We start from the raw sequence: 23023 nt of genomic DNA, 5'->3' as shown, positions 1-23023 counted from the left end.
TGCGTTCCAGTGCGACTCCGCCGCTTCGCGGCGTCCCCGACTTCATAATCCCTTCCGGCGGGGATCCAATCGAAAACGGCCGGCTCGTGGCCGGCCGTTTCAGGGTGTCAGGGGATTGCCTACTTGGTCTCCTCGAACCACTCGCGGTTCGTGCCGTCGGACAGCGTCACGTGACCGGTCTCGCCGCTCATGTGCTTGACGCGGTGGGCGATCTCCTCGTGGCGGCCATGGACCATCGGGCGCTGGACCGGGTTGCCCAGGTAGCCGCAGGTGCGCTTGGTCACGTTGCACTTGTCCGGATCGGAGTTGCCGCACTCCGGGCACTTGAAGCCTTCCTCGGTCGGCTCGAAGTCGCCCTCGAAGCCACACTCGAAGCAGTGGTCGATCGGCGTGTTCGTGCCGAGGTAGCCGATGCCGATGTTGTAGGCGTAGTCCCAGACGGCCTCGAGCGCCTTCGGGTTGGCCTGCAGGCACGGGAACTCGCAGTAGTTGATGAAGCCGCCGGACGCGAAGTACGGGAAGTCCTTCTCGTAGTTGAGCTTCTCCATCGGCGTCGGCTGCAGCCACACCGGGTAGTGGAACGAGTTGGTGTAGAAGTCGTGGTCGGTGACGCCCTCGACCTCGCCGAACTTCTCGCGGTCCATGCGGTTGAAGCGGTCGGTCAGCGATTCGGCCGGCGTGGAGTACACCGAGTAGTGGTAGCCCTCGGCCTTGCTCCAGTCCTTGCACAGCTGGTTCATCTTCCGGACGATCGACAGCGCGAATTCCTTGCCCTGCGGATCCCAGCCGTGGTCGCGCATCCAGTTCTTGCCGAAGAACACCGACGTCGCCTCGTACAGGCCGATGTAGCCCAGCGAGATCGTCGCGCGCTCGTTGCGGAACAGCTGGTCGACGTTGTCGTTGGCACCGAGGCGGCCGAACGCGCCGTAGCGGAACAGCGTCGGGGCGTTGACCGGCGTCGCCTGCTTGCAGCGCATGATGCGGAACTGCAGCGCCTGGTGGGCAATCTCCATGCGCTCGTCGAAGATCTTCCAGAAGCGGTCGACGTCGCCGTGCGATTCCAGCGCGATGCGCGGGATGTTGACGGTGACGACACCGAGGTTCATGCGGCCGTCCTCGACGTCCTCGCCGGTCGCCGGGTCGATCCAGCCCTGCAGGAACGAACGGCAGCCCATCGGCGCCTTGAAGGAGCCGGTGATCTTGACGATGTTCTCGTAGAACACGACATCTGGGTACATGCGCTTGGTCGAGCACTCGAGCGCGAGTTCCTTCATGTCGTAGTTCGGGTCCGCCGGATCGGCGTTGACGCCGTGCTTGATCGTGAAGACGAGCTTCGGGAAGATCGCCGTGTGGCGGTCCTTGCCCAGGCCGCGGATGCGGTTCAGGAGAATCGCGCGCTGGATCTCGCGGGCGAACCACGAGGTGCCCAGGCCGAAGCCGACGGTGACGAACGGGGTCTGGCCGTTCGAGACGCGGTTCGAGTTGATCTGGTATTCCATCGTCTGCATCGCGTCGTAGATCGCCTTGCGCGTCATGATCTTCGCGTAAATTTCGCGCAGCTGCTCGAGCTCGGGAAGGTTCTCGTCGAACGGGACGTCGTCGGGCAGCGGCTCGCGGTTCTCGAAGTGCAGCCACTTCGGCTCCTGGGCCTTGAGGCCGCGCACCATGTCCTCGGCGACGGCGATCGGCGTGGAGTCCGGAATGACGGCGTGCGCCATGTCCATGTTCTTCTCGTAGTCACGCTTCGCGTACTCCTCGAGCATCTCGTCGGCGCGGTTGACGGTCTGACCGCCGTACTGGGCGCCAGCGATGTCCTTGATGATCTGCGTGATCTGCGTGGCGGCCGTGCCGATCGACTTCGGCGAGTCCATCATCGCGTTGCCGAGCGCGAAGCCGTGGCGCAGCATGTCGCCGAAGTCCGGCAGCGAGCAGTTGTTCATCGACGTGAACGGCGAATAATCGGCGTCGTGGAAGTGGATGTCGCCCTTCATGTGGGCGTTGGCGACGGCGTCGGGCAGCATCGAGAACGCGGAGGCCTTCGAGACGGCGCCGGCGAGCAGGTCGCGCTGCGTGGCGTAGACGTTCGAGTCCTTGTTGGCGTTCTCGCGCACCAGCGACTCGTCCTTGTTGACGAGGCGGGACACGGCCTCGTTGATGTCGGTGGCCTTCGCGCGCTCGATGTCCTTGTTCAGGCGGTAGTTCGTGTACGTGCGCGCCACCTCGTACAGGTGGTCCTCGATCAGCGCGTGCTCGACGAGGTTCTGGATGTCCTCGATCTTGGCCGGGCCGTTGTAGCGTTCCTTGATCTCGCCCTGCACCTGGTTGGCGATGTCGCGGATCATCTGCTCTTCCTGCGGACCGACTTTCTTCTCGAGATCGGCAAAGGCGGACTTGACGGCGATGATGATGTTGATGGGATCGAAGTCGACGATGCGGCCGTCTCGCTTCTCGACGAGCACCTTCGTCGAGTTCGGCGCGGCTTGCGTCGGCTTGGTCTCCACCATGGCTTCAATGTCCATTTCCTGTCCTTTCCGATAATGCACAATCCCGCCAAATGACGTGCCTGTCATTTCCGGCGGCAGATACTGACTGTACGCCTAACCCAACCCCATATCTAGTCGCGGCACGCCGGCGGCTGACTAAATATGGTGATTTTTGGCTATTTTCCAACAAAATACACGGACGTAATTCCCACTGTGATTCAGCCCACAACGCACCCCCGCCAACAGGGTCGGGGCAAGCGGGCAACCTGCAATATCCAACTCGCAGGCGCCGACGGGAGCGGGCCGGTTTCGGGGTCGATCCGGCGCGCGAATCGTGCCGGTCGGCGACGTTCCGGCCGACACTCCTGACCGGCGCGTTTGACGAAAGTCGAGCCGGCGACGAAGCTGGCAGGTATGAGTTGGATAGACGACGACCGGGCGCACCGGTCAGCGGCGACGGGGACGCCGGCGGCCGGCGGTCCCGTCGCCGGACAGTTCGCCGCGATGAACGATTCGCAGCCTCCGTTCAATCCCGCGGACCCGCCGGTCGGCACGAAGATCGCGCTGCCGGACACCCCGCGGCCGCTGTCCGAACTCCCGCGGCTGGCGCGGGAGACGACGGCGCTGAACCCGTGGCCGGTCGCGCTGCTGAGCCAGCACTACCACGACGCCGTCGAGCGCTGGCCGTCGGGATGGATCGAGGGACAGATCGTCGAGATCAACAACCGCCGCTCGAACTCCGTCTACATCACGCTGCGCGACAGCTTCCAGGACGTCTCGATCTCGGTCAACGGGTTCGGGCCATTCGCGCAGATGTGCCGCGGCTTCCAGCAGGGCGACCGCGTCGTCGTGCGCGGCCGGGCCGATCTGTGGGTGAAGCAGACGAGGCTGAGCTTCCGCGGCGACAAGATCCTCAAGGTCGGCGCCGGCGACCTGAAGGCCCAGATCGACGAGCTGCGGATGCGGCTCAAGGGCGAGGGACTGTTCGACAGCGAGAACAAGGTGCCGCTGCCGGAGTTCCCGAAGACGATCGGCCTGGTCTGCGCCCCGCAGGCGCGCGCCGAGGGCGACGTGATCATGAACGTCAACCTGCGCTGGCCGACCGTGACGTTCAAGATCGTCCACACGCACGTCCAGGGTCCGCAGTGCCCGCCGGAAGTCGTCGAGGCGATCGAGCGGCTCGACGCCGACCCGGACGTCGACGTCATCATCGTCGCGCGCGGCGGCGGCAGCTTCGAGGACCTCATCGGCTTCTCCGACGAGCGCGTCGTCCGGGCGACGGCCGCCTGCGTGACGCCGATCGTCTCGGCGATCGGCCACGAGGACGACTGGACGCTGATCGACCTCGCCGCCGACGTGCGCGCCTCGACGCCGACCGACGCCGCCAAGCGCGTGGTGCCCGACGTGCGTGAGCAGTCGCAGCTCGTCGCCAACGCGATCGCCACGATGAGAATGCGGCTGGAAAGCCGCGTCGCCGGCGAGGAACGGCTCGTCGAGGGGTACGTCAACCGTCCGTCGCTGACGCATCCGCAGACGATCCTCGAGGTCCCGCAGCGCCAGCTCGACGACCTGACGCGCAGGATGTCGATCGCGCTGACGCGGATCGTCGACGACGCGCAGAACACCGTCGAGAAGCTGCAGGCGACGCTGACGGCGCTGAGCCCGCAGTCGACGCTCGACCGCGGCTACGCCGTCGTGCAGGCCGCCGACGGCCACGTCGTCGACAGTGCCGCCGCCGTCCGGCCCGGTGACGAGCTCACCGTCACGCTGCGCCGCGGCCGCGTCGTCGCGACGGCACAGGACGTGCTCGGCTAGCGGCGGGTTCGCGGCGGCAATTGGCACGATTCGTCCGTCATCGGGACGGGCGAATCATCGGATGAATCGTTCAGAGTATTGAAAAACCAAGCGTAAGGAACACCATGGCAACGAAGAAGACAAGCGAAGAGACGACGACCGAGCAGGCGGCGCCGGCGAGCAGCCTGAGCGCCGAGGAGCGCGAGCGGATCGCGAACCTGACGTACGAACAGGCGCGCGACGAGCTGATCCAGGCCGTCCGCACGCTCGAGACCGGAGGACTCAGCCTCGACCAGTCGATGAAACAGTGGGAGCTCGGCGAGGCGCTCGCCACCCGCGCGCAGTCCCTGCTGGGCGAAGTCCGCGCGAAGCTCGACGCCGCCCAGCAGGCCCAGGCCGCCACCTCCGCCACCGCCGGCACCCAGCAGAACCTGGCCTGAACACTGTCAGCACCCTGGAAGGGAGCCTCTACCTTTACTCCCCCATCGTCGAGAAGTCGAGCGTGGCGAGCAGGGCCTTGTGATCGCTGCCGCCGATCGACTTCGCCTCGACCTGGCCGACCGCGACGCCGTCCTCGACGACGATGTGGTCGATGCCGGCGAACGGCGGCACGATGCCCCAGTCGTTCGGCCACGTGAACTCGAGGCCGCTGCCGGACGACTCGGCCGCGTCCTTGTAGCGGTCGCCGAGCACCTCGCGGAACGGCGCGTGGTCGGTCGTCGAGTTGAAGTCGCCCATCAGCACGTAGTCGATGCCGGTGCGCTCGGTGAGCTGGCGCAGCTGCTCGATCGACGTCTTCCAGCGACTCCACTGGCCGGCCTTCGGCGACGTCGTGTGCACGCAGACGAATCGGATCTCCCGTTCGCCGTCACCGAGCGAGAGGTCGCCGTCGGCGTCGGCGGCGAACGTCAGCGTCGCCGCCGGCATGCGCGAGGCGACCGAGCTGATCTCGGCGTCGGCCATGTGACTCATCGGCGTCGCCGACCACAGGCCGTTGCCGATGCCGCCGTCGCCGATCGAGGCGGTGATGGCGTACGGCAGGTACGACTCGATGCCCGCCTCGTCGAGCCGGTCGACGAACGACTGCGTGATTTCCTGCAAGGCGAGCACCTCGACATGGTTGTCCCTGACGAGCTCGACGATGTCGTCGGCGTCGGCGTTGCCCTTGAAGACGTTCGCCGTCATCACGCGGGCGTAGGCGTCGTCGGTGTCGTGCTTGACCTGCGAGACGGCCGTGCGTGCGGCGTTCGACAGGCTGTCCGACCAGCGGTAGTACGGCGACTGCCAGTAGACCTGCGCGCAGATGCACAGCACGGCGAGGAACACCGTCATCCAGCGGCGGCTCGCGAGCGCCAGCACGAGCGCGATCCCGGCGACGACAAGGAACCACGGCGAGAACGCGACGATGACCGGCACCATCGGCAGCGCCTGGAAGCTCGCCGGCAGCATGCGGCACAGGCAGCCGACGACGGCGATCGCGACGAGGATGCGCGCGATGACGGTGCAGACGGTGCGCAGCCTGCCCTTGCGACGCTTGCCGCCGTTGCGCGGCGACTTCTTCGCGGGCTTCGAGGTCTTCGAGTTTTCCGAGTTTTTCGCCGGCTTCTTCGCGGCGTTGCTCGCGGAGTTCGCGCCGGTCGCCCCGGCCGCGCCCTTCGCGCCGGCCGCCGTTCCCGTCATCCTCGGCGTTCCTGTCACCCTCGCCGTTCTCGCAGTCTCGCCGCCTCTCTTCGCCATCGCCGTCCTCTCCCGTCTCTCTTCTGCTCGACGCATAAGAATAGCGCAACGTCTTCGCCAGTCGATCAGCCTCCCGAATGATTCTCGCCGCGATCGCTTTCTCGCCGGCATCCGGTCTCCCGGGAGGAAGTTCTCCCCCGCATGTCATCCGTCGCATGCCGTGTATAATGGCGCATTGTTGCCCTGGTAGCTCAGTGGATAGAGCACCGCTCTCCTAAAGCGGGTGTCGTCGGTTCGAATCCGATCCGGGGCACGAATCGTCCAAGTGCCGCCGTCCGCCCGTCAACCCGGGCGAACGGCGGCACTTGCGTTTTCGTCCGCCGTGGACATCGGTTGCCGCGGGCGGCGCGCGCCCGGTACAGTGGGCGCAGTAATCGACGGGCAAGGAGGCTGCGATGACAACTGGTGGACACTGCGGAACGCTGACGGCGGCGGGGCTCGGGTTGCCGGCGGCGGCGATCGTGCCGGAGGCGAAGTCGAGACTGCCGAAGGCGATGTTCGTCGGCAAGAGTGCCGCACAGGCCGGCGCGGCTGCCGGCGTCAACGTCCGCAAGTCGCTCGCCAACGACGTCACCGATATCGTCTTCCTCGGGCTGCTCACGCAGAAATCGCTCGTCGGTGCTGTCGCCGCGCCGGTCGCCGCCGGCCCGCGGGTTCCGGAAATCATGGTGCTCGGCCTGCGCCTGGCCGCCGGCGTCGCCGACGTCCCGGCGTCGGTCGTCGAGCTCATCGCCGGCCAGCGCAAGTCCGGCATCGTCTTCGCCGTCGTCCGCGACGCCATCGAGGACGATTCCCCCGACGCACCCGCCGCGAAATCGGGAGCCGGCGCCGACAATGTCGCCGAGGAAGCCGCCCTCGTCGTGCGCCGCGCGATGCCGTCGAGGCCGGGCCATCCGCCGGTCTTCGAGATCTTCGCGACGCCGTTCAGGCCGGTCGGCAACGTCGCGCTCTACCTGCACGACGACGCGCCGACGATCGACGAGCTGTGGAACGCCATCTGCGCGCAGGTCGCGCTCGGCGACGATGCCGTCCTCGACGACGACCTCGTCGACAACCACTACGCCGACGTCGACAAGCGAATCGTGGCGGCTCGCCAGCGCACCGCCCTCGAGGCGACCGTCGAGAAGCTCGCCGCCGACCACCGCCGCGCGAAGTCCCAGGACAAGCGCAACGAACTGTTCGCCAAGCTGCAGAAAGCGAAGAAGGAACTGGCCGCCCTGCAGTAGGCCGCGGGGCCGGCACCTTTCTTCCACCGCAAGTCCCCTACTGGAAGAAAGGTATCCCCACTGACCTTCCGGACCGCACCTTTCTTCCAGTCCAATCCCCCTGCTGGAAGAAAAGTATCCCCATTGACCTTCCGAACGGCACCTTTCTTCCAGTTCAATCCCCCGGCTGGAAGAAAAGTATCCCCACTGACCTTCCGGACCGCACCTTTCTTCCAGTTCAATCCCCCGGCTGGAAGAAAGGTATCCCCGCAGGCTGCCCGAACGGCACCTTTCTTCCAGTCCAATCCCTTGCTGGAAGAAAGGTATTCTCACCAGCTCCCCGGACCGCACCTTTCTTCCAGTTGCGGCCATGAACTGGAACGCCAGACACAAAAGGGCCCCGGAACCTGCGAAGGAGAAAGGTGTAAACAGGCCCGGGGCATGGATGAAAAATGGATGGAAAATGCGGGCGGGAAATGGAAGACGGGCGCCCCCGGGCCACGACGCCGGAACGGAATGCCGCGGCGACGTCGGACCGGGACGCCGCGGCAGAATCGGACCGGGACGCCGCAGCGGAATCGGACCGGGACGCCGTAGTCGAATCAGAACGGGACGCCGCAGCGGAAGATGACGTTGCTGTAGCTCGTCGGCTCGCCGGTGCGGATGACGAACTTGACGCCCTGTTCGTGCGCCTTGAAGCCGTTGCGGCCGTCGTGCGGAACGAATGTCACCGGGCAGTCGAAGTGGTTGCGCACCCACGCCTCCGGGTCGTGACCGCGGGCTTCGGTGGCCATCATCGCATCCTCGATGATGACGACGGGCTGCAGGGCGGTCAGGACTTCGGCGAATCGCGGGATGCCGAACATCAGCGCGAGGTCGATGACCTCGACGCCGTCGGGCACCGGCAGGCCGGCGTCGGACACGACGAAGCGGTCGGTGTGCCTGAGTCGCGCCACGGCCGCGGCCAGTTGCGCGTTGAGAATGCCATGGGTCAGCATGGGAACCTCCTTGATGCGATGAAATGCAAGGGATATCGGGGATTGGAAAGGAATCGGCAAGGGACCGGAAAGGGATCGGAGGGGGCCGGCCCTCCCTCTCCGCGGGAAAGAAAGCGAAGGGAAGTGGAGGAGGACCGGCCCGGCTGTCACTCGGTCGAGGTGGACGTGCTCGACGAGCTCGAATCCGACGACGTGCTCGAATCCGACGACAGGTACTGCGCGACGTTGTCCTTCGTGACGAGTTTCACGTCGATCGACTGGTCGGCCTCGACCGACTCGCCCTTGATCGCGGCAAGCGCCGCGTCGACGGCCTTCTGGCCGAGGACCTTCGGCTGCTGCGCGACGGTCGCGTAGATCGTGCCGGCCTGGACAGCCTTGAGGCCGTCGTCGGTGCCGTCGAATCCGAAGATCAGGACGTCGGTGCCGGCCTTCGACCCGAGCGCCTGGATGGCGCCGAGCGCCATCTCGTCGTTCTCGGCGTAGATCGCCTTGATATCGGAGTTCGACTGCATCATGTTCGTCGTGACGTCAAGCGCCTCGGAACGGTCGAAGTTCGCGGTCTGCTCGGCCGCGATCTGGATGTTCGGATACTTGGCGATCTCGTCCTTGAATCCCTGGCCGCGGTCGCGCGTGGACGCGGCGCCCGGCGTGCCCTCGAGGATGACGATCTTGCCGCTCTCGCCGATGGCCTTGGCGAGCGCGTCGGCGTCGAGCTGGCCACCCTGCACATTGTCGGACGCGATGTACGACGTCACCGTCGTGTCGGTGACGGCACGGTCGACGGCGATGACCGGGATGTTGGAGGAAATCAGCGGCGCGACGGCGGCCGTGGCCGCGTCGGAGTCGACCGGATTGATGATGACGGCCTGCGCGCCCTGCGAGACGGCGTTCTGCGCCTGGTTCTGCTGGGTCGCCGAATCGTTCTGCGCGTCGGAGACGAGCAAGTCGACGCCGACCTTGTCGGCCTCGGCCTGGGCGCCGTCGCGCAGGTCGACGAAGAACGGGTTGTTCATCGTCGAGACGAGCAGCGAGACCTTGTACTGGCTACTCGAGCTGTTCGACGTCCCGCAGGCGCCGACGCCGACGACCAGCCCGGTCGCGCACGCGGCGGCGAGCAGCGTCGCCGCGATTTTCTTCATTCTTGTGGTGTTCATGTTGATTCTTCCTCTCGTCGTTGAGAAGTTGGATGAATTGGTGGATGGATCGTGCAACCTGTGAACAATGAACGATTCGTGCCTGCTGTCACCTCCGGAATCAGTGGGCGTCGACCTTGCGGCGGACGGTGTCCACCGAGACGGCGAACGCGATGACGAGACCGATGACGACTTCCTGCCAGAACGACGAAACGTTGAGGATGTTCAGGCCGTTGCGAATGACGGCGAGCAGGATGGCGCCGACGAACGTGCCCGAAATCTTGCCCTTGCCGCCGGCAAGCGACGCGCCGCCGATGACGACCGACGCGATAGCGTCCATCTCGTAGCCGTCCGCGGCCTGCGGCTGGGCCGAATGCAGGCGCCCCGCGATGACGAGGCCGGCGACGGCGGCAAAGAGACCCGAGAGCATGAACACGACGATCTGCGTCTTGTGCACCGAGATGCCCGAGAGCCGGGCGGCCTCCATGTTGCCGCCGACGGCATACATCGAGCGGCCAATGCTGGTCAGGTTGAGGATGATCGAGGCGACAACGCCCATGACGACCATCGTGACGATCGGCATCGGGATATGGCCGACGGTGCTACCGAAGAAATTGACGAGGCTCGACGTCGAGACCGGTCGGCCGTTGGACACGACAAGCGTCAGGCCGCGGGCGACCGACATCATCGCCAGCGTGGCGATGAAGCTCGGCAGCCTGAGGAACGCGTTGGCGATGCCGGACAGCGTACCCATCGCAGCGCCCGTCAGCAGGCCGGCGAGGATGGTCAGCCACGGATTCCAGCCCATCGAGGCGCCGGTGATCGCCATGATCATGCTCGAGAACGCGGCCACCGCACCGACCGACAGGTCGATGCCGGCCGCGACGATGACGAACGTCTGGCCGAACGCCAGGATGGCGACGGTGGCGCACTGGATGCCGACGTTGAGGATGTTGTTGGCCGTGAGGAACGCCGGCGTGGCGAACGCCAGCACGATGCACAGGATGACGAGGCCGACGAGCGCGCCGTTGCGCGAGACGAACCTCGCGACGGCGGCGAGGAAGCGGTGGTTGCCGGCGGCGCCTCCGCTGCCGCCGGCGCCGCCGTGGCGGCCGCCGCCGGTGCCGATGCCGTTGCCGTGCGAGCCGCCGTTCCCTCCGTTTCCGGCGGTGGCGACTCGCGCCTTGTGCTCCGTTGCGATGCTCATCGTGGTTCTCCTTCTCGTTGTCCCCGTGTTGCGGAACCGGTCCCGGAACCGTTCCGCGCGGCCGGGCTGTCCGGCCTGTCCAGCTTGTCCGGCCTGTTCGCCTTGTCCGGCGCGGCGATTGCGATGCCGCGCATCAGCCGTCGACCTCCTCGTCCATGTGCGAGACGGCGAGTGCCATGACCTTCTCCTGCGTGGCCTCGGCCGCCGGCATCTCGCCGGAGATGCGGCCGTTGCTCATGACGAGCACGCGGTCGGACATGCCGAGCACCTCGGGCAAATCGGACGAGGCCATGAGCACGGCGCCGCCATTGGCCGTGATGGCGTTGATGAGTTCGTAGATCTCGACGCGGGCGCCGACGTCGACGCCGCGGGTCGGCTCGTCGAGCAACAGCACCTTGACCTTCGACATCGACCACTTGCCGAAGACGACCTTCTGCTGGTTGCCGCCGGACAGCGAGCCGGTTTCCTGGTCAATGCCGGTCATGCGGATGTGCAGCTGGTCGGCCGTCGCCTTCTCGGCGCGCCGCTGGCCCGCGCGGTCAACGAAGCCGGCGCGCGACGTCGGCAGCATCGTCGCCAGGCCGAGATTGTCGGCGATCGAGGCGCCGAGGATGAGGCCCTGCGTGCGCCGGTCTTCCGGCACGAGGCCGACGCCGGCGGCGATCGTCCTCGCGATCGCGTGCCGCGGCAGCCGGTGGCCGTCGACCTCGACGGTGCCCGAGTCGTACGGGTCGACGCCGAAGATCGCGCGCAATGTCTCGGTGCGGCCGGCGCCGACGAGGCCGGCCAGGCCGACGACCTCGCCGGCATGCACCTCGAACGAGACGTCGTCGATGACGCCGGCGCGCGTGAGGTGGGCGACGCCGAGCAGCGTCCTGCCCGGCTTCTGGGCCTCGCGCGGATACTGGTTCTCGATGTTGCGGCCGACCATGAGCCGCACGAGCTGGTCCTCGGGCGCCGTGGCCGGCACGGTGTCGACGTACTTGCCGTCGCGCAGGACCGTGACGATGTCGCCGACACGGGCGATCTCGTCGAGGTGATGCGAGATGTAGACCATGCCGACGTTCTTCGCCCTGAGATCATCGATGATCCGGAAGAGCTGCTCGCATTCGCGACGCGTCAGCGCGGCCGTCGGCTCGTCGAGGATGAGGATGGAAGCGTCCTGCATCAGCGCCTTGGCGATCTCGACCATCTGCTGGCGGGCGACGCCGAGCTCGCCCATCGGGCGGGTGACGTCCTCGTCGAGGCCGATTATCTTCAATGCGTCCTCGGCCTTGCGGCGCATCGCCCGGCGGTCGACGAAGCCGGCCCGGCGGGGCAAGTCGCCGAGGAACAGGTTCTCCATGATCGATAGCTCGGGGACCATGGCGAGCTCCTGGTGGATGACGGCGATGCCGTACTTGCGCGCGGCGTCGACGTTCGGGATCGTGACGGTTTCGCCGTCGATCTCGATATGCCCGCCGTCGGGCTGGTAGATGCCGCTCATCATCTTGATGACGGTGGACTTGCCGGCGCCGTTTTCCCCGAGCAGGACATGCACCTTGCCCGGTTCCACGGTCACCGACACGTTGTCGACGACCTTGGAGTTGCCGAATATCTTCGACACTCCCACAAGTGACAGGTGGGTCATCGCTGCCTTCTCCTTCTTCCGCGAACGGCGGCCGCGCCACGGGGCGGGAATCGTTCGCGGATGGAGCACCGGCCAGCCGGCATGCCCGGACGCCGATGTCCGGACATGGAAGGGTTGCGGTGGCATCCGCGGTTCCGCGCCTCGCTGCGCAGCCTGCCGGACTACCCCGTGTTGATGTCTCGACGATCCGGATACTGGCCAGCTACCCGGATAAAACGTTTTATCTTTCGGTAATTTCAAGATACGCCACGGCCCGATGCGCCGCAATGGACAACACCGCGGTGCAGTGCCGCGGCAACACGCCGCCGGCAGCACAATTTCCGCCCTCGCCGCGCGGCCGCCGCGCGCCTATCATGAAGGAAGCACCGTGTCCCGTCATGAACAAAGGAGTAGGAATGACGAAGCCAACCAAGCCGATCAACGTCGCGATCCTCGGACCGGGAAGGATTGCCGTCTCGATGGCGCAGACGCTCGTGAAGATGGCGGGCGTCGCGGCCGACGACCCGCAGTTCGGCCAGTACGCCGGACTCGTGAAGCCGTACGCCGTCGCGTCGCGCAGCCAGCAGCGAGCCGACGAGTTCGCGAAGAAGTACGGATTCGAGAAGGCGTACGGATCGTACGAAGCGATGCTGGACGATCCGTCCGTCGATCTCGTCTACATCGCGACGCCGCATTCCCTGCACGCCGAGCAGGGCATCCAGTGCATGGAGGCCGGCAAGAACATCCTCGTCGAGAAGGCGTTCACGGCGAACCTCGAGCAGGCCGAACGGCTGCTCGACGCCGCCGACAACACCGGCATGCTGTGCACCGAGGCGATCTGGACGCGCTACATGCCGTCGCGCCTGCTCATCGACCAGGTCGTCAGCTCCGGCGAGATCGGCGACCTTGTCTCAATCTCGAGCGACCTGAGCTACGTGACGAACTACAAGGAGCGCCTGACCGACCCGAGCCTCGCCGGCGGCGCCCTGCTCGACGTCGGTGTCTACTGCCTGAACTTCGCCGACATGATCATGGGAGCCCGCGAGATCAGCCGCATCTCGACGTGCATGGTGCCGTATTCGACCGGCGTCGACGCGTCGAACTCGTCGACGCTGATCTACGATGACGACACGATGGTCGTCGCGACGAGCTCGATGATGTCGCAGTCGGACCGCACCGGCCGCATCTTCGGCACGAAGGGCTACGTCGAGGTCGAGAACATCAACAACCCCGGGGGACTCGACATCTACGGCAACGACCACGATTTCATCCGCCACGTCGACGTGCCGGCGCAGCTGACCGGCTACGAATACGAAGTCGCCGCGGCGGCCAACGCCGTGCTCGAGGGGCGCCACGAATGCCCCGAGATGACGCACGCGGACACGCTGCGCATGATGGCGCTGATGGATTCGCTGCGCAAGGAGTGGGGCCTGAAGTATCCGTTCGAGCAGTGACTCCCACCGAAAATCCTCCGGATTTTCGACTCCCTCTAAAGAGGGAGTGGGCAGGGCCACATAGGCAGGGCGGCCGTCGGAATTGCTTCCGGCGGCCGCCCCGCTGTTTCGGCAATCCCCCAGTATCAGCGGGGTCGGCCGAAGCCGGCTCCACGTTTCCGGAGGGTTGACAGGCACTTCCAGTTTACGGCCAATACCCCCGTCGCACACCGCTCGAGTGTCGCTACCCCAGCAGGTCGAGCAGGTCGTCCTTCGTCAGCGTGCCGAGCGAGGCCAGCTTCGAGGCGCCGGAGCCGGGGGCCGCGGTGCCGGCGGACGAATCGTTCCCTGTCTCCTCGCTGTCGGCGGCGCCGAGGATGGCGTTGGCGACGGCGCTCTTCTGCTGCTGCATCGCGAGGATGCGTTCCTCGATCGTGTCCTGCGCGACGATCTTGTAGACGGTGACGGTGTTCGTCTGGCCGATGCGGTGCGCGCGGTCGGTCGCCTGGTCCTGCGCGGCCTCGTTCCACCACGGGTCGGCGTGGATGACAACGCTCGCGCCGGTCAGGTTGAGGCCGGTGCCGCCGGCCTTCAGCGAGATCAGGAAGACAGGGGTGCCGTCGCCGTTGAACTGGTCGACGAGCTCGAGCCGCCGCCGCGAGTCGGTCGCGCCGGTGATCTCGAGATACTCGACGTCCCTGGCCGCCAGCCGCTCGCCGATCAGCGACAGGAACCGGACAAACTGGCTGAAAATCAGCACTTTCTGTCCGCTTTCCATGCACGATTCGACCGTCTCGACGATCGCGTCGAGCTTGGCGGACGCATCCTTGGCGTTCGAGTAGACGAGGCGCGGGTCGCAGCACAGCTCGCGCAGCTCCGTGAGCTCCGCGAGGATCTCGATGCGGTGCCGGCTCACGTCCTGGTCCTTCATCAGCTCGAGCTTGAGCGCCTTCTCCCTCGCCGCGTATAGCTTGCGCTGCTCGCCGGCGAGCGGCACGGCGATGACGTCCTCGATCTTGTCCGGCAGGTCGGTGAGCACGTCCTTCTTGACGCGGCGCAGCACGAACGGCGCAATGATGCGCTGCAGCTTCGCCGAGGCATCGCCGTCGCCGTTGAGGATCGGCAGTTCGTAGTCGGCGTGGAAGTCCTTCTGCGAGAACAGGAAGCCGGGCATCAGGAAGTCGAAGATGCTCCACAGCTCGTCCGGCCGGTTCTCGATCGGCGTGCCGGTCAGCGCGAAGCGGTGCCGCGCGCGGACCGACTTGACGGCCTTCGCGACCTGCGTGCGCGCGTTCTTGATGGCCTGCGCCTCGTCGAGGACCATGACGTTCCAGTCGCCGGCGCGGTAGTCGTCGATGTCGCGGCGCAGCATGTCGTACGACGTGACGACGACGAGCGGACGGTCCGGATCGGCCGCGGCGGCCGGCGAGACGGCACCGGAGCCCTCCTCGTGACCGTCGCCGGCCACCGTGCCGTTGCCGAGCCGCTGCCAGACGGCGCGCCGTTGCTGCTTCGAGCCGACGCAGACGTCGACGGCCAGCTCCGGCGCGAACCTGCGGATCTCGCGCTGCCAGTTGTAGACGAGCGACGCCGGACAGACGATGAGCGACGGCAGGCGGCTGGCCGCTCCCGCCGACTCGTACTGCGAGGCGAGCAGCGCGATCGTCTGGACGGTCTTGCCCAGGCCCATCTCGTCGGCGAGGATGCCGCCGAAGTCCTTCTCGAGCAACGTGCGCAGCCAGCGGTAGCCGGTGAGCTGGTACGGGCGCAGCCCGGCGTCGAGGCCGTCGGGCACGGCGAACGTCGTCGGGTCGACGACGCGCAGTTCGCCGAGGTAGTCGGTGAACGACCGGTCGGCGACGAGGCCGTCCTCCTCTTCGAGTTGCAATGCGCGGAACGCCGGCATCGTCGCGCCGCCGTTCGCGAGGTCGGACAGCGCCACCTGGTAGCGGGCGGCGATCTCGTTGAATTCGTCGAGGTTGCTGTTCGCGAGGTCGACGAACGATCCGTCGTTGAGCCGGTGGAAGCGCTTGCGGCGGCGGTAGCTGTCGAGGACGTCGGCGATCTGCGAGGCCGGGATCTCGTCGCTGATCGCCGAGAACGTCAGCAGGCCGTGGTTGATCGACGCGGTCGGGTGGACGGAGACGTGCGCGACGCCGGTCAGCCGGCGGAACTTCGCCGACATGTACACCGAGCCGACCGATCCGAGCGCCTTGACGCCGCCGACGACGATGTCGAGCGCGCGCACGTCGTCGGAGCCGGCGACCGACGGCGTCCACGCGCCGCCGGGCACGTGCGCCGGCACGTCAAGCGCCCGCTCCCCCGGCCTGGCGACCGGGAACGGCACGTCGAAGTAGTGGGCGACGGCCTCGCGCACGAGCTCCTCGGCGCGGGCGTCGCGGACGGCCGGCCGTCGCGGGGCGGCGACGGTTTCGGCAATGGTTTCGCCAGTGGTTTCGGCATCGACGATTCCCGCGGCGGCACCGGCACCGCTGCGCCCGCGGCCATGGAGGCCATGGCGGTCGCGGTTGCCGTGTCCGGAGAACCGGTCGAACTCGTCGTCGGGCAGCGGTTCGGCGGACGAATCGTCCACGCCGTCGAGGCCGATCGCCTGCGCGAAGACGTCGAAGCGGCGGCCCGAGTAGTTGGCGACGCCGCGGCAGACGAGGTTGCGGTCGCCGTCGACGTCGAGGTAGAACTCGGCTTCGCAGCGGTCCGGCGTCAGGCCCGTCATGCCGGCGGGGATGTCGGCGTGCAGGCCCGGCGCGGCCAGCTGTGGCAGCACGGTGCGGGAGAACATCGGCAGGTCGACGTCGGCGACGAACTGCACGGTCGGGCTGTGGTCGACGGACGGGCGTCCGCGGTCCGCGGAGCCGGCCGCCGGCTTCCCGCGAACCGGCGAGCCGTACGCCGGCGAACCGTATGCCGACGAGCCGTAGGACGGCGAAGCGTACGCCGAGCCGTAGTAGTGGTCGTCGAAGTCGGCGTCGCCGAACAGCGAGACGAGCGTCGGCATCGCGTCGGCGACGTCGGGCGTGACGAAATGGAAGCGGTAGTCGTCGCCGTGGCGTCCGTCGCGGACGAGCACGGCGGCGTCGTGCGTCGAGCGGATCAGCGCCTCGGGACGCAGCCCGGTCGTCAGCCTGTAGCCGTGGAAATTCGACGGGACACCGGCCGGCCCGCGCGAATCGTCACCGCCGATCGCCGCCGGCCAGCCGTCGTCGTCGACGCGCGCGAACTCGAACCCGAAGTCGGGGTTGCCGTCGACGACCGGCGCCGACAGCATGTCGAACGCCGACGTCGACAGCGTCACGCGGCCGCCCGGCGCGACGCGCAGCAGCTGCAGCAACTGCCGGTCGGACAGGTCGACGGTGCGGCTCGCGTTGCGGTAGCCGTAGCTGTTGTACGAGTAGCCGCCGTTCGCGGCGAACTGGTCGGCCTCGAGATCGACGATGAAATCGAGCAGCCCGAGCGACTCGTCGTCGAACATGCGGCGGCTGTGGTCGAACTCGAAGCCCTTCGCGAGGCTGACGACGCCGCCGCGGCGCACGCCGTCGGCGAATTTCGTCAGGTCGTTGACGTAGCGGTGGTGCCGCGGCGAGTTGAGCCGGAAACTGACCGACCAGGCCGGCTGCCGGTAGCGCTGCCACGTCAGCTCGGCGGTCAGGTGGATGGAGCCGGGCGTCACCGGCGCATCGGCCTTCTTGCGGCGGCCGCGGGCAGCCGGCTTGCCGGCGGCGGCATTGAACGATTCGGCCGCGGTGGCCCCGTTGCGCGGATCGATTGCCTGCAGGAAGTCGTTGCGCCGATCGGCGACGTCGTCGGTGTTGTCGAGATCCCGCTTGGCCATGAATCCCAGCAGCCGACGGCTCGACCGCTGCACGACGCCGGACGAGCCGGAGGAACGGCGACCGGCGCCGCCCGCGGGCGGCAACCCTTCCGGCACGTCCCTCCCGACGAGATCCTGCCGACGCGGGTATTCCTCGCGGGCGTCGGCGAGGCCGTCCGCGGGAGCCGGCCGCCGCAGCGAACTTCTCGCCGGCCGCGTCTGGTCCCACTCGTCGAAGTCGTCGCCGCCGAAGGCATGTCCGCCGAAATCGTCGCCCGGATCGTCGCCGAACTCGTCGAAATCCCCGGTGGAGCCCCCGAACGTGCCACCCTTCGGTTTCCAGGTCATCTGTTCTCCCGTCGCCACAACGTGTCTTATTCTAGTCAGCGCCTTTCTGATGCCACAAACCCGGGCTTGCAGCCCGGGTTTGTGGCATTGTGCGACATCGCGGGCCGCCCTACTCCGGCTGGCCGGCGTGGGCGATGTCCTTCCAGCCGAGGTCGCGGATCGGGGAGCCGAGGGAGAAGTAGAACTCGTCGAGGTATTCTTCCGGCTCGAGCAGCAGTTCGTGGGTGATGTCGTCGAGGTTCGTGACGGCGCCGCCGCCGGCCAGCTCGCCGATGTAGCGTGCCGAGACGCCGAAATCGCTCTCGGTGAGCAGGAAGTATTCGTAGACGCGGTTGCGCACCTTGCGGTCGCCGTCGCGCTGCCAGCCGCGGATCAGCGTCTGGACCTGCTGCGACCAGTTCGACGAGCACATCGCGTACAGGTTGCGCAGCGCGTCGAGGCCGGCCGTGCTCAGCTCGCGCGCCTCGAGGACGCGCTGGCGGTACAGCTTGAGCAGCTCGCGCCGCTCTCCCAGTCCCTGCAGCGCGATCTCGCGCAGCGAGCCCCAGCCGTACGGCAGCGTATCGGTCGACAGGAACGCGAACGGCTGCCGCGGATCGTGCGCAAGGACGTCGTCGGCGAGCGCGAGCAGCTGTTCCCAGTCGCCGCGGTCGACGAGCGTCATCGCGGCCGCGTCGGCGAACGGCGGGAAGTACGGCTGGCCGGCGACCATCCGGTCGGCGGCGTCGTTCTCGCCGCTCAGGACGAGCAGGTCGTAGCGGAAGAACTGCACGTGCGACTGGTACTGCTTCCACGCAATCGACGCAATCATGCGGCGGCGTCGCCGGTCGCGCTCGTCAGCCGCGATGGCGGCGTCGAGGCCGGCCATCATCGCGTCGATCGCGGCCGTCGTCTCGGCGGTCGGTCCGGCCCACAGGTCGTCGGGCAACAGGTTGACGGGCGAATCGTTCCCGTCGAAGACGCCGGCGTCGCGGGCGTAGCGTTCCATCGCCGCGTTCATGCGGTCGAGGATGTCGTAGCAGAGCATGCGGGTGTCGTCGTAGAGCGCGAACGCGAGCGACGCCGACATCAGGTCGACGAGCGCGAACGGGTTGGCGAGCAGGTCGGGCAGCTCGGCGAGGTCGCCGAGCTGGCGGGCGGTCTCCATCGCCGTCGCCGGGTCGGCCTCGCGGGCGACGGCGTCGAGGTAGGTGCGCACGCGGTGCAGCAGCTGCATGAAGTGGCCGTAGCCCTCGCCGTCGCGGTCGGCGACGGTGCTGAGGAACTTCGCGCTTTCGGCGACGGCGGCGAGCAGTACCGGCACGCCGTCGTTCCAGCGCGAGCTGGCGACGACGGCGCCGACGACGGCGTCCACGCCGCACATCGCGCCGCTGTCGAGGACGAAGTCGGGCATGTCGTTGCGGGACATCTCGACGTAGTCGCCGTCGCGGCGGGCGGACGGCGCGCACGATTCGACGGCGCGCAGGTACCAGTGCATCGGGCTGGTCATGACGACGCGCGCCTCGTCGAGGCCCGGCACCGGCGCGTCGAGCCGGTCGACGTCGTCGGCGCGGCTTTCCTCGTCGATCGACGGCGACCAGACGAGCAGCGGCCGGCGGTTCCAGCCCTCGCGTTCCATCGCGAGGCCGACGCCGGCGACGGCCGCCTCCATCTCGTCGGTTGGCACGACCGGCTTCTTCTTCGGCTTCTTCGGCTTCGTCGACTTGTTCTGCGAATCCACCTGCGGATGCTCCTTCGGATTGTGCGGTGCATTGTTCGGCGCGTCGACCCGGCGGCGTTCGTCGCGGCTGTCGGCGTCCGCCGTGCGGGGTGTGTGTCGGACCATCGCCCGTTCTCCTTCGCTTGCGCCGCCGAACCGGTCGGCGGCGGGTTCGTTTCCTAGCGTACTGGCTCGCCCAACCGCCCACCATCCCGTTTCATTCCCGCCGATGGCTTTTCTGAACACTAAATAATCCCCTTCCGGAGGATTTTGCCTGCACGGGATACCGGAAAATGGACGGCTATCATGGGTGCATGGCTTACACGACTTTGGACGGACAGGCTTCCGGCGGCGCGGCGGTGCCGTGGCAGCGGGAGGCGCTCGGGGACATTGTGCAGTGGGCGTCGCAGATGACGCGGGATGCCGACGGGAAGGTCATCGACTGGGACTGGATCGGCGGTCTCGACCTCGCCGGCGGCATCGGCGTCGGGTCGGCGCTGCTCGCGGAGGCGGTCAATGACAGTGGCACGATTCGCGCGGGAGAATCGTCCGGCAATAATGGAACGATTCCGCCGACGGAAGCCGACACGCACCGGGCGCTGGCGGAGGACCTGCGGATCCGCACGCGCGTCGAGGCGGTGCTCGAGCTATGCACGCAGGTGTTCATGTGCGATTTCGACCGCGCGATCCACAGCTACCGGCTGCCGCGGGCGCTCGCGTACGCGAACCGGCGGCTCAACGACGAGATCGGCATGCTCGTGCGGCTCGGCGAGCGCGAGGGACGGTGGACGGCGCACAGCGAGCGGCGCGGATTCACGACCGTCACCGTGCTCGATCCGGCCGGCGAGACCGAACTCGACGACGTGCAGGACCGCAGCGATGTCGTCGCCGAGCAGCGCAAGCGCAACCGGAGGCACGACCGCGACCGGCAGCGCAGGTCGCAGCGCGCGTGGGAACGCGGGTCGGTGCAGCACGTGACGGCGGCGTCGCACAGCGAGGAGACGGCGGGCACCCTGACGGGGGCAACGACGGGAGCGGCGTCCGGATCAGGCGTCCCGAAGCCGCAGCCGAAGAGCGACGACGCGTGGCGGCGGCAGTACTTGCCGGGGCGCGACGTCGGCACGGTGCTCGGCATCGACATCGAGACGACCGGCGTCAGCCAGTTCCGCGACTATGTCATCGACATCGGCTTCGAGACAATGGACATGGCGTCGCCGGTCGGCAGCGGGCCGGACGGCGAGCCGGCGGCGATCTACGGCGCCAGCGGCCACGCGGCCGACGACTTCGCCGACGGCGACTACGGGCCGTCCGACGCCTACGACCAGCGGCGCAACATGTTCGGCGTGCCCGCCGGGGCCGCCTGGCTCGGCAACCCGTTCATCCGCAGGCTGACCGGCCTCGACGTCTCGGCGATGGGTCCGGCGGCGTGGACGACGGCGGACGACCGCCGGCGCACCGGCGTGCTCAAGCCGTTCGACGACTATCCGGCGGCGCAGCGCGGGCTGCTCGACCGGCTGACGGCGATGCCGTACGTCGCGCACAACGCGACGTTCGAGCACAAGTATTTCCTGGCGAACATCGAGGGGTACGCGGAGGCGTACCGCGACGGCCGCGTGACCATTCTCGACACGCTGCCGATGAGCCGCTTCTGGGATCCGGGAGCCGTGCGCTCCGACGAGCATCCGTACGGCGACAACACCTTGCAGGCGTACGCGCGGCGGCAGGGCGCGCTCGGCGCCGCCGCCGGCGAACAGCACCGTGGCCTCGAGGACGCCCACATCATGCTCGTCGCGATGAAGAACCAGCTGGCGTGGCTGCGCGATCACGGCCAGGGTCCGTGGGGACCCGACGGCCAGGCCGGCGTCGGCGGCAAGCACACGCGGCGGGGATGGTAGGCCCGCAGACCCGCCCCAAAAAGAAGATGTCGCAAACCCGAGCTACCGGCTCGGGCTTGCGACATCGGAACAGCCATGCCGTCAGGCGGCGACGTGCTTCCTAGCGTAGAAGGCCTTGAGCTCCGGCGCCATCTGCTTCATCGCGTCCTCGTCGGCGTAGGCCATGTGGCCGTTCGAGTGGACGTGATATTCGATCTGGTCCTTGAGCGCCTGCGGCAGGAACAGCTTCGACATGTCGTGCATGACGTTCCAGAACGGCGTGGCCGCGTCGTGGATGCCGCCGAAGAACAGGATGCGCGCGGTCGGGTTGCGGCGCAGGGCCGTGGCCATGTCGTAGGCGACGTTCGGCACCTGGGCCGGGCCCATCGTGCCGGGGGCGGTGTGTGTCCAGTTCCAGTCCATGTTGACCTTCATCGACAGCGCCTCGTAGTTCGGATAGCCCTCGAAGCCGATCTCGTCGTGCAGGTACTTCATGTAGGCGTCGACGTAGGCGGCGTTGATGCCGTCGTACGACGGATCCTCGCCGGCGTAGAACTCGTTGTCGCCCTGGACGTCCTGATAGGCGTACGTGGTGAAGCGGGTGTCGTAGCGGCCGAGCGTCTTGCCCTCGTCCTTGAGCAGGTTCTTGCGGAACGTGTCCAGCTCGATCCTCAGCCCCTTTTCGACGAGGAAGTCGGTCGGCAGGCCGACCAGCTCGCTCATCTGCGCGGCGACGTCCCTCATCTCGTCGGCCGGCAGCATGTCGCCCTGGACGATCGCCGGCGCGTACGTGTGGTTGACCCAGTCGCACGCCTTCTGGAACCATTCGTACTTGTCGACGCCGGCGCCGGCCTTGCCGAAGTAGTTCGCGGTGGCGGCGTACACCGGCACCATGCCCATGTAGTAGGCATCGTTGCCGGGCATGACCGGATCGTAGTCGAGGATCGTCGACTGCTCGATGACGCCGTGGACGCCGTAGCCCTTCTCACCCAGCACTCGGAAAACGACGGCGTTGCGCATCGTGCCGTACGATTCGCCATACAGGTACACCGGGCTGTCGTAGCGCTTGTGGGCCGTCAGCCAGGCGATGATGCCGCGCGCGAACGCGTCGGCGTCGCCGTCGACGCCCCAGACTTTCTTCGCGTCGTAGTTCGCGTCGACGTGGCTGTAGCCGGTGCCGAGCGCGTCGATGAACACGAGATCGGAGCTCGGCAGCAGCGTGTACGGATTGTCTTCCATCGGGGTGTCGTTCGGCAGGTGCTTCTCGCCCTGCGTCGGCACGCGGACGGCGCCCTGGCCGCCGATGCACACCATGTTCGACGCGCCGCCGGGGCCGCCGTTCCAGCAGAACGTCACCGGCCGGTCGTCCTTGTCGGCGTACCGGTCGCCGTTCGCGACCTGCGAGAGCATGAACATGTGACCGATCAGCTTGCGGTCGTCGTCCCAGATCGGGATCATCTCGGCCGTCGCCGTGTAGTCGATCGTCTCGCCGTCGGGCCCGTGCCACGTGAAATCCTTCGTCGCCGTCGCCGGCACCTTCTCCTCCGGCTTGGCCGCGGCCTTCGCCGCGCACTTGCACTCCGCCCCGCAGGCGCAGGTCTTCGTTTCGTTGGTATCGTCAGCCATGTGTTGCTTCCTTTCGAAATGGCTGTGTTCGCCCCGATAGTAGGACGA

At 67.4% G+C, this 23023-nt stretch carries 14 protein-coding genes and 1 tRNA gene; 6 read left to right on the top strand and 9 right to left on the bottom strand.

Going from position 1 to position 23023, the window contains the following annotated elements:
- Positions 1 to 119 precede the first annotated feature (119 nt).
- A complete protein-coding gene (gene nrdD / locus F6S87_RS07435) occupies positions 120 to 2519 on the bottom strand; it encodes an anaerobic ribonucleoside-triphosphate reductase (protein WP_231129440.1) in 2400 nt (799 codons plus the stop codon).
- A 468-nt stretch (positions 2520 to 2987) separates the two neighbouring features.
- Between nrdD and xseA the strand changes: the two genes are divergently transcribed.
- Positions 2988 to 4298 (top strand): exodeoxyribonuclease VII large subunit, encoded by a 1311-nt coding sequence (gene xseA, locus F6S87_RS07430; protein ID WP_163228076.1) that lies wholly within the window; start codon positions 2988 to 2990, stop codon positions 4296 to 4298.
- 104 nt (positions 4299 to 4402) lie between these two features.
- Entirely contained in the window at positions 4403 to 4717 is a 315-nt protein-coding gene (locus F6S87_RS07425; RefSeq protein WP_163228014.1) for an exodeoxyribonuclease VII small subunit, read from the top strand.
- A gap of 34 nt (positions 4718 to 4751) precedes the next feature.
- Here the strand turns inward: F6S87_RS07425 and F6S87_RS07420 are convergent, their stop codons facing one another.
- On the bottom strand, positions 4752 to 5957 hold the full coding sequence (locus F6S87_RS07420) for an endonuclease/exonuclease/phosphatase family protein (protein ID WP_196779162.1): 1206 nt from the start codon (positions 5955 to 5957) through the stop codon (positions 4752 to 4754).
- A gap of 237 nt (positions 5958 to 6194) precedes the next feature.
- Here F6S87_RS07420 and F6S87_RS07415 point away from each other — a divergent pair.
- Together F6S87_RS07415 and F6S87_RS07410 are read left to right on the top strand one after the other, a co-directional pair.
- Positions 6195 to 6267, top strand: a tRNA-Arg gene (locus F6S87_RS07415).
- Between the two features lie 142 nt (positions 6268 to 6409).
- The gene (locus F6S87_RS07410; RefSeq protein ID WP_163228013.1) at positions 6410 to 7240 is read left to right on the top strand and encodes a DUF4391 domain-containing protein; all 831 of its coding nucleotides are present in this window, start codon (positions 6410 to 6412) and stop codon (positions 7238 to 7240) included.
- Positions 7241 to 7821: 581 nt separating this feature from the next.
- Here F6S87_RS07410 and rbsD read toward each other — a convergent pair.
- The 4 genes from rbsD to F6S87_RS07390 all read right to left on the bottom strand — a co-directional run bounded on the left by rbsD (position 7822) and on the right by F6S87_RS07390 (position 12187).
- Positions 7822 to 8217, bottom strand: a complete 396-nt coding sequence (gene rbsD, locus F6S87_RS07405; RefSeq protein WP_163228012.1) for a D-ribose pyranase — start codon at positions 8215 to 8217, stop codon at positions 7822 to 7824.
- Positions 8218 to 8363: 146 nt separating this feature from the next.
- On the bottom strand, positions 8364 to 9371 hold the full coding sequence (locus F6S87_RS07400; RefSeq protein ID WP_163228011.1) for a D-ribose ABC transporter substrate-binding protein: 1008 nt from the start codon (positions 9369 to 9371) through the stop codon (positions 8364 to 8366).
- A gap of 100 nt (positions 9372 to 9471) precedes the next feature.
- Entirely contained in the window at positions 9472 to 10557 is a 1086-nt protein-coding gene (locus tag F6S87_RS07395; RefSeq protein WP_163228010.1) for an ABC transporter permease, read from the bottom strand.
- 133 nt (positions 10558 to 10690) lie between these two features.
- Positions 10691 to 12187: a sugar ABC transporter ATP-binding protein gene (locus tag F6S87_RS07390; RefSeq protein WP_163228009.1), complete on the bottom strand. Its 1497-nt coding sequence runs from the start codon at positions 12185 to 12187 to the stop codon at positions 10691 to 10693.
- A 395-nt stretch (positions 12188 to 12582) separates the two neighbouring features.
- On the opposite strand from F6S87_RS07390, the gene F6S87_RS07385 reads away from it, so the two are divergent.
- Positions 12583 to 13620: a Gfo/Idh/MocA family protein gene (locus tag F6S87_RS07385; protein WP_231129439.1), complete on the top strand. Its 1038-nt coding sequence runs from the start codon at positions 12583 to 12585 to the stop codon at positions 13618 to 13620.
- Positions 13621 to 13843: 223 nt separating this feature from the next.
- Here the strand turns inward: F6S87_RS07385 and F6S87_RS07380 are convergent, their stop codons facing one another.
- Together F6S87_RS07380 and F6S87_RS07375 are read right to left on the bottom strand one after the other, a co-directional pair.
- Entirely contained in the window at positions 13844 to 17776 is a 3933-nt protein-coding gene (locus F6S87_RS07380) for a DEAD/DEAH box helicase (RefSeq protein WP_163228007.1), read from the bottom strand.
- 109 nt (positions 17777 to 17885) lie between these two features.
- A complete protein-coding gene (locus tag F6S87_RS07375; RefSeq protein ID WP_163228006.1) occupies positions 17886 to 19601 on the bottom strand; it encodes a hypothetical protein in 1716 nt (571 codons plus the stop codon).
- A gap of 188 nt (positions 19602 to 19789) precedes the next feature.
- Between F6S87_RS07375 and F6S87_RS07370 the strand changes: the two genes are divergently transcribed.
- Complete coding sequence (locus tag F6S87_RS07370) at positions 19790 to 21370, top strand: hypothetical protein (RefSeq protein WP_407925118.1); 1581 nt, start codon at positions 19790 to 19792, stop codon at positions 21368 to 21370.
- Positions 21371 to 21451: 81 nt separating this feature from the next.
- Here the strand turns inward: F6S87_RS07370 and F6S87_RS07365 are convergent, their stop codons facing one another.
- Complete coding sequence (locus tag F6S87_RS07365; RefSeq protein WP_163228005.1) at positions 21452 to 22975, bottom strand: S10 family peptidase; 1524 nt, start codon at positions 22973 to 22975, stop codon at positions 21452 to 21454.
- Between the last annotated feature and the right edge of the window lie 48 nt (positions 22976 to 23023).

The organism is Bifidobacterium choloepi (genome assembly GCF_010667615.1).
GTDB lineage: Bacteria > Actinomycetota > Actinomycetes > Actinomycetales > Bifidobacteriaceae > Bifidobacterium > Bifidobacterium choloepi.
This window is presented reverse-complemented; position numbering and strand designations above follow the sequence as displayed.

Excerpts from the sequence above, each read along its gene's own strand:
- nrdD (WP_231129440.1), bottom strand. The coding sequence starts at position 2,519 with ATGGACATTGAAGCCATGGTGGAGACCAAGCCGACGCAAGCCGCGCCG.
- F6S87_RS07370 (WP_407925118.1), top strand. The coding sequence starts at position 19,790 with ATGGCTTACACGACTTTGGACGGACAGGCTTCCGGCGGCGCGGCGGTG.
- rbsD (WP_163228012.1), bottom strand. The coding sequence starts at position 8,217 with ATGCTGACCCATGGCATTCTCAACGCGCAACTGGCCGCGGCCGTGGCG.
- F6S87_RS07365 (WP_163228005.1), bottom strand. The coding sequence starts at position 22,975 with ATGGCTGACGATACCAACGAAACGAAGACCTGCGCCTGCGGGGCGGAG.
- F6S87_RS07395 (WP_163228010.1), bottom strand. The coding sequence starts at position 10,557 with ATGAGCATCGCAACGGAGCACAAGGCGCGAGTCGCCACCGCCGGAAAC.
- F6S87_RS07375 (WP_163228006.1), bottom strand. The coding sequence starts at position 19,601 with ATGGTCCGACACACACCCCGCACGGCGGACGCCGACAGCCGCGACGAA.
- F6S87_RS07425 (WP_163228014.1), top strand. The coding sequence starts at position 4,403 with ATGGCAACGAAGAAGACAAGCGAAGAGACGACGACCGAGCAGGCGGCG.
- F6S87_RS07400 (WP_163228011.1), bottom strand. The coding sequence starts at position 9,371 with ATGAACACCACAAGAATGAAGAAAATCGCGGCGACGCTGCTCGCCGCC.
- F6S87_RS07380 (WP_163228007.1), bottom strand. The coding sequence starts at position 17,776 with ATGACCTGGAAACCGAAGGGTGGCACGTTCGGGGGCTCCACCGGGGAT.
- F6S87_RS07410 (WP_163228013.1), top strand. The coding sequence starts at position 6,410 with ATGACAACTGGTGGACACTGCGGAACGCTGACGGCGGCGGGGCTCGGG.
- xseA (WP_163228076.1), top strand. The coding sequence starts at position 2,988 with ATGAACGATTCGCAGCCTCCGTTCAATCCCGCGGACCCGCCGGTCGGC.
- F6S87_RS07420 (WP_196779162.1), bottom strand. The coding sequence starts at position 5,957 with ATGACGGGAACGGCGGCCGGCGCGAAGGGCGCGGCCGGGGCGACCGGC.
- F6S87_RS07390 (WP_163228009.1), bottom strand. The coding sequence starts at position 12,187 with ATGACCCACCTGTCACTTGTGGGAGTGTCGAAGATATTCGGCAACTCC.
- F6S87_RS07385 (WP_231129439.1), top strand. The coding sequence starts at position 12,583 with ATGACGAAGCCAACCAAGCCGATCAACGTCGCGATCCTCGGACCGGGA.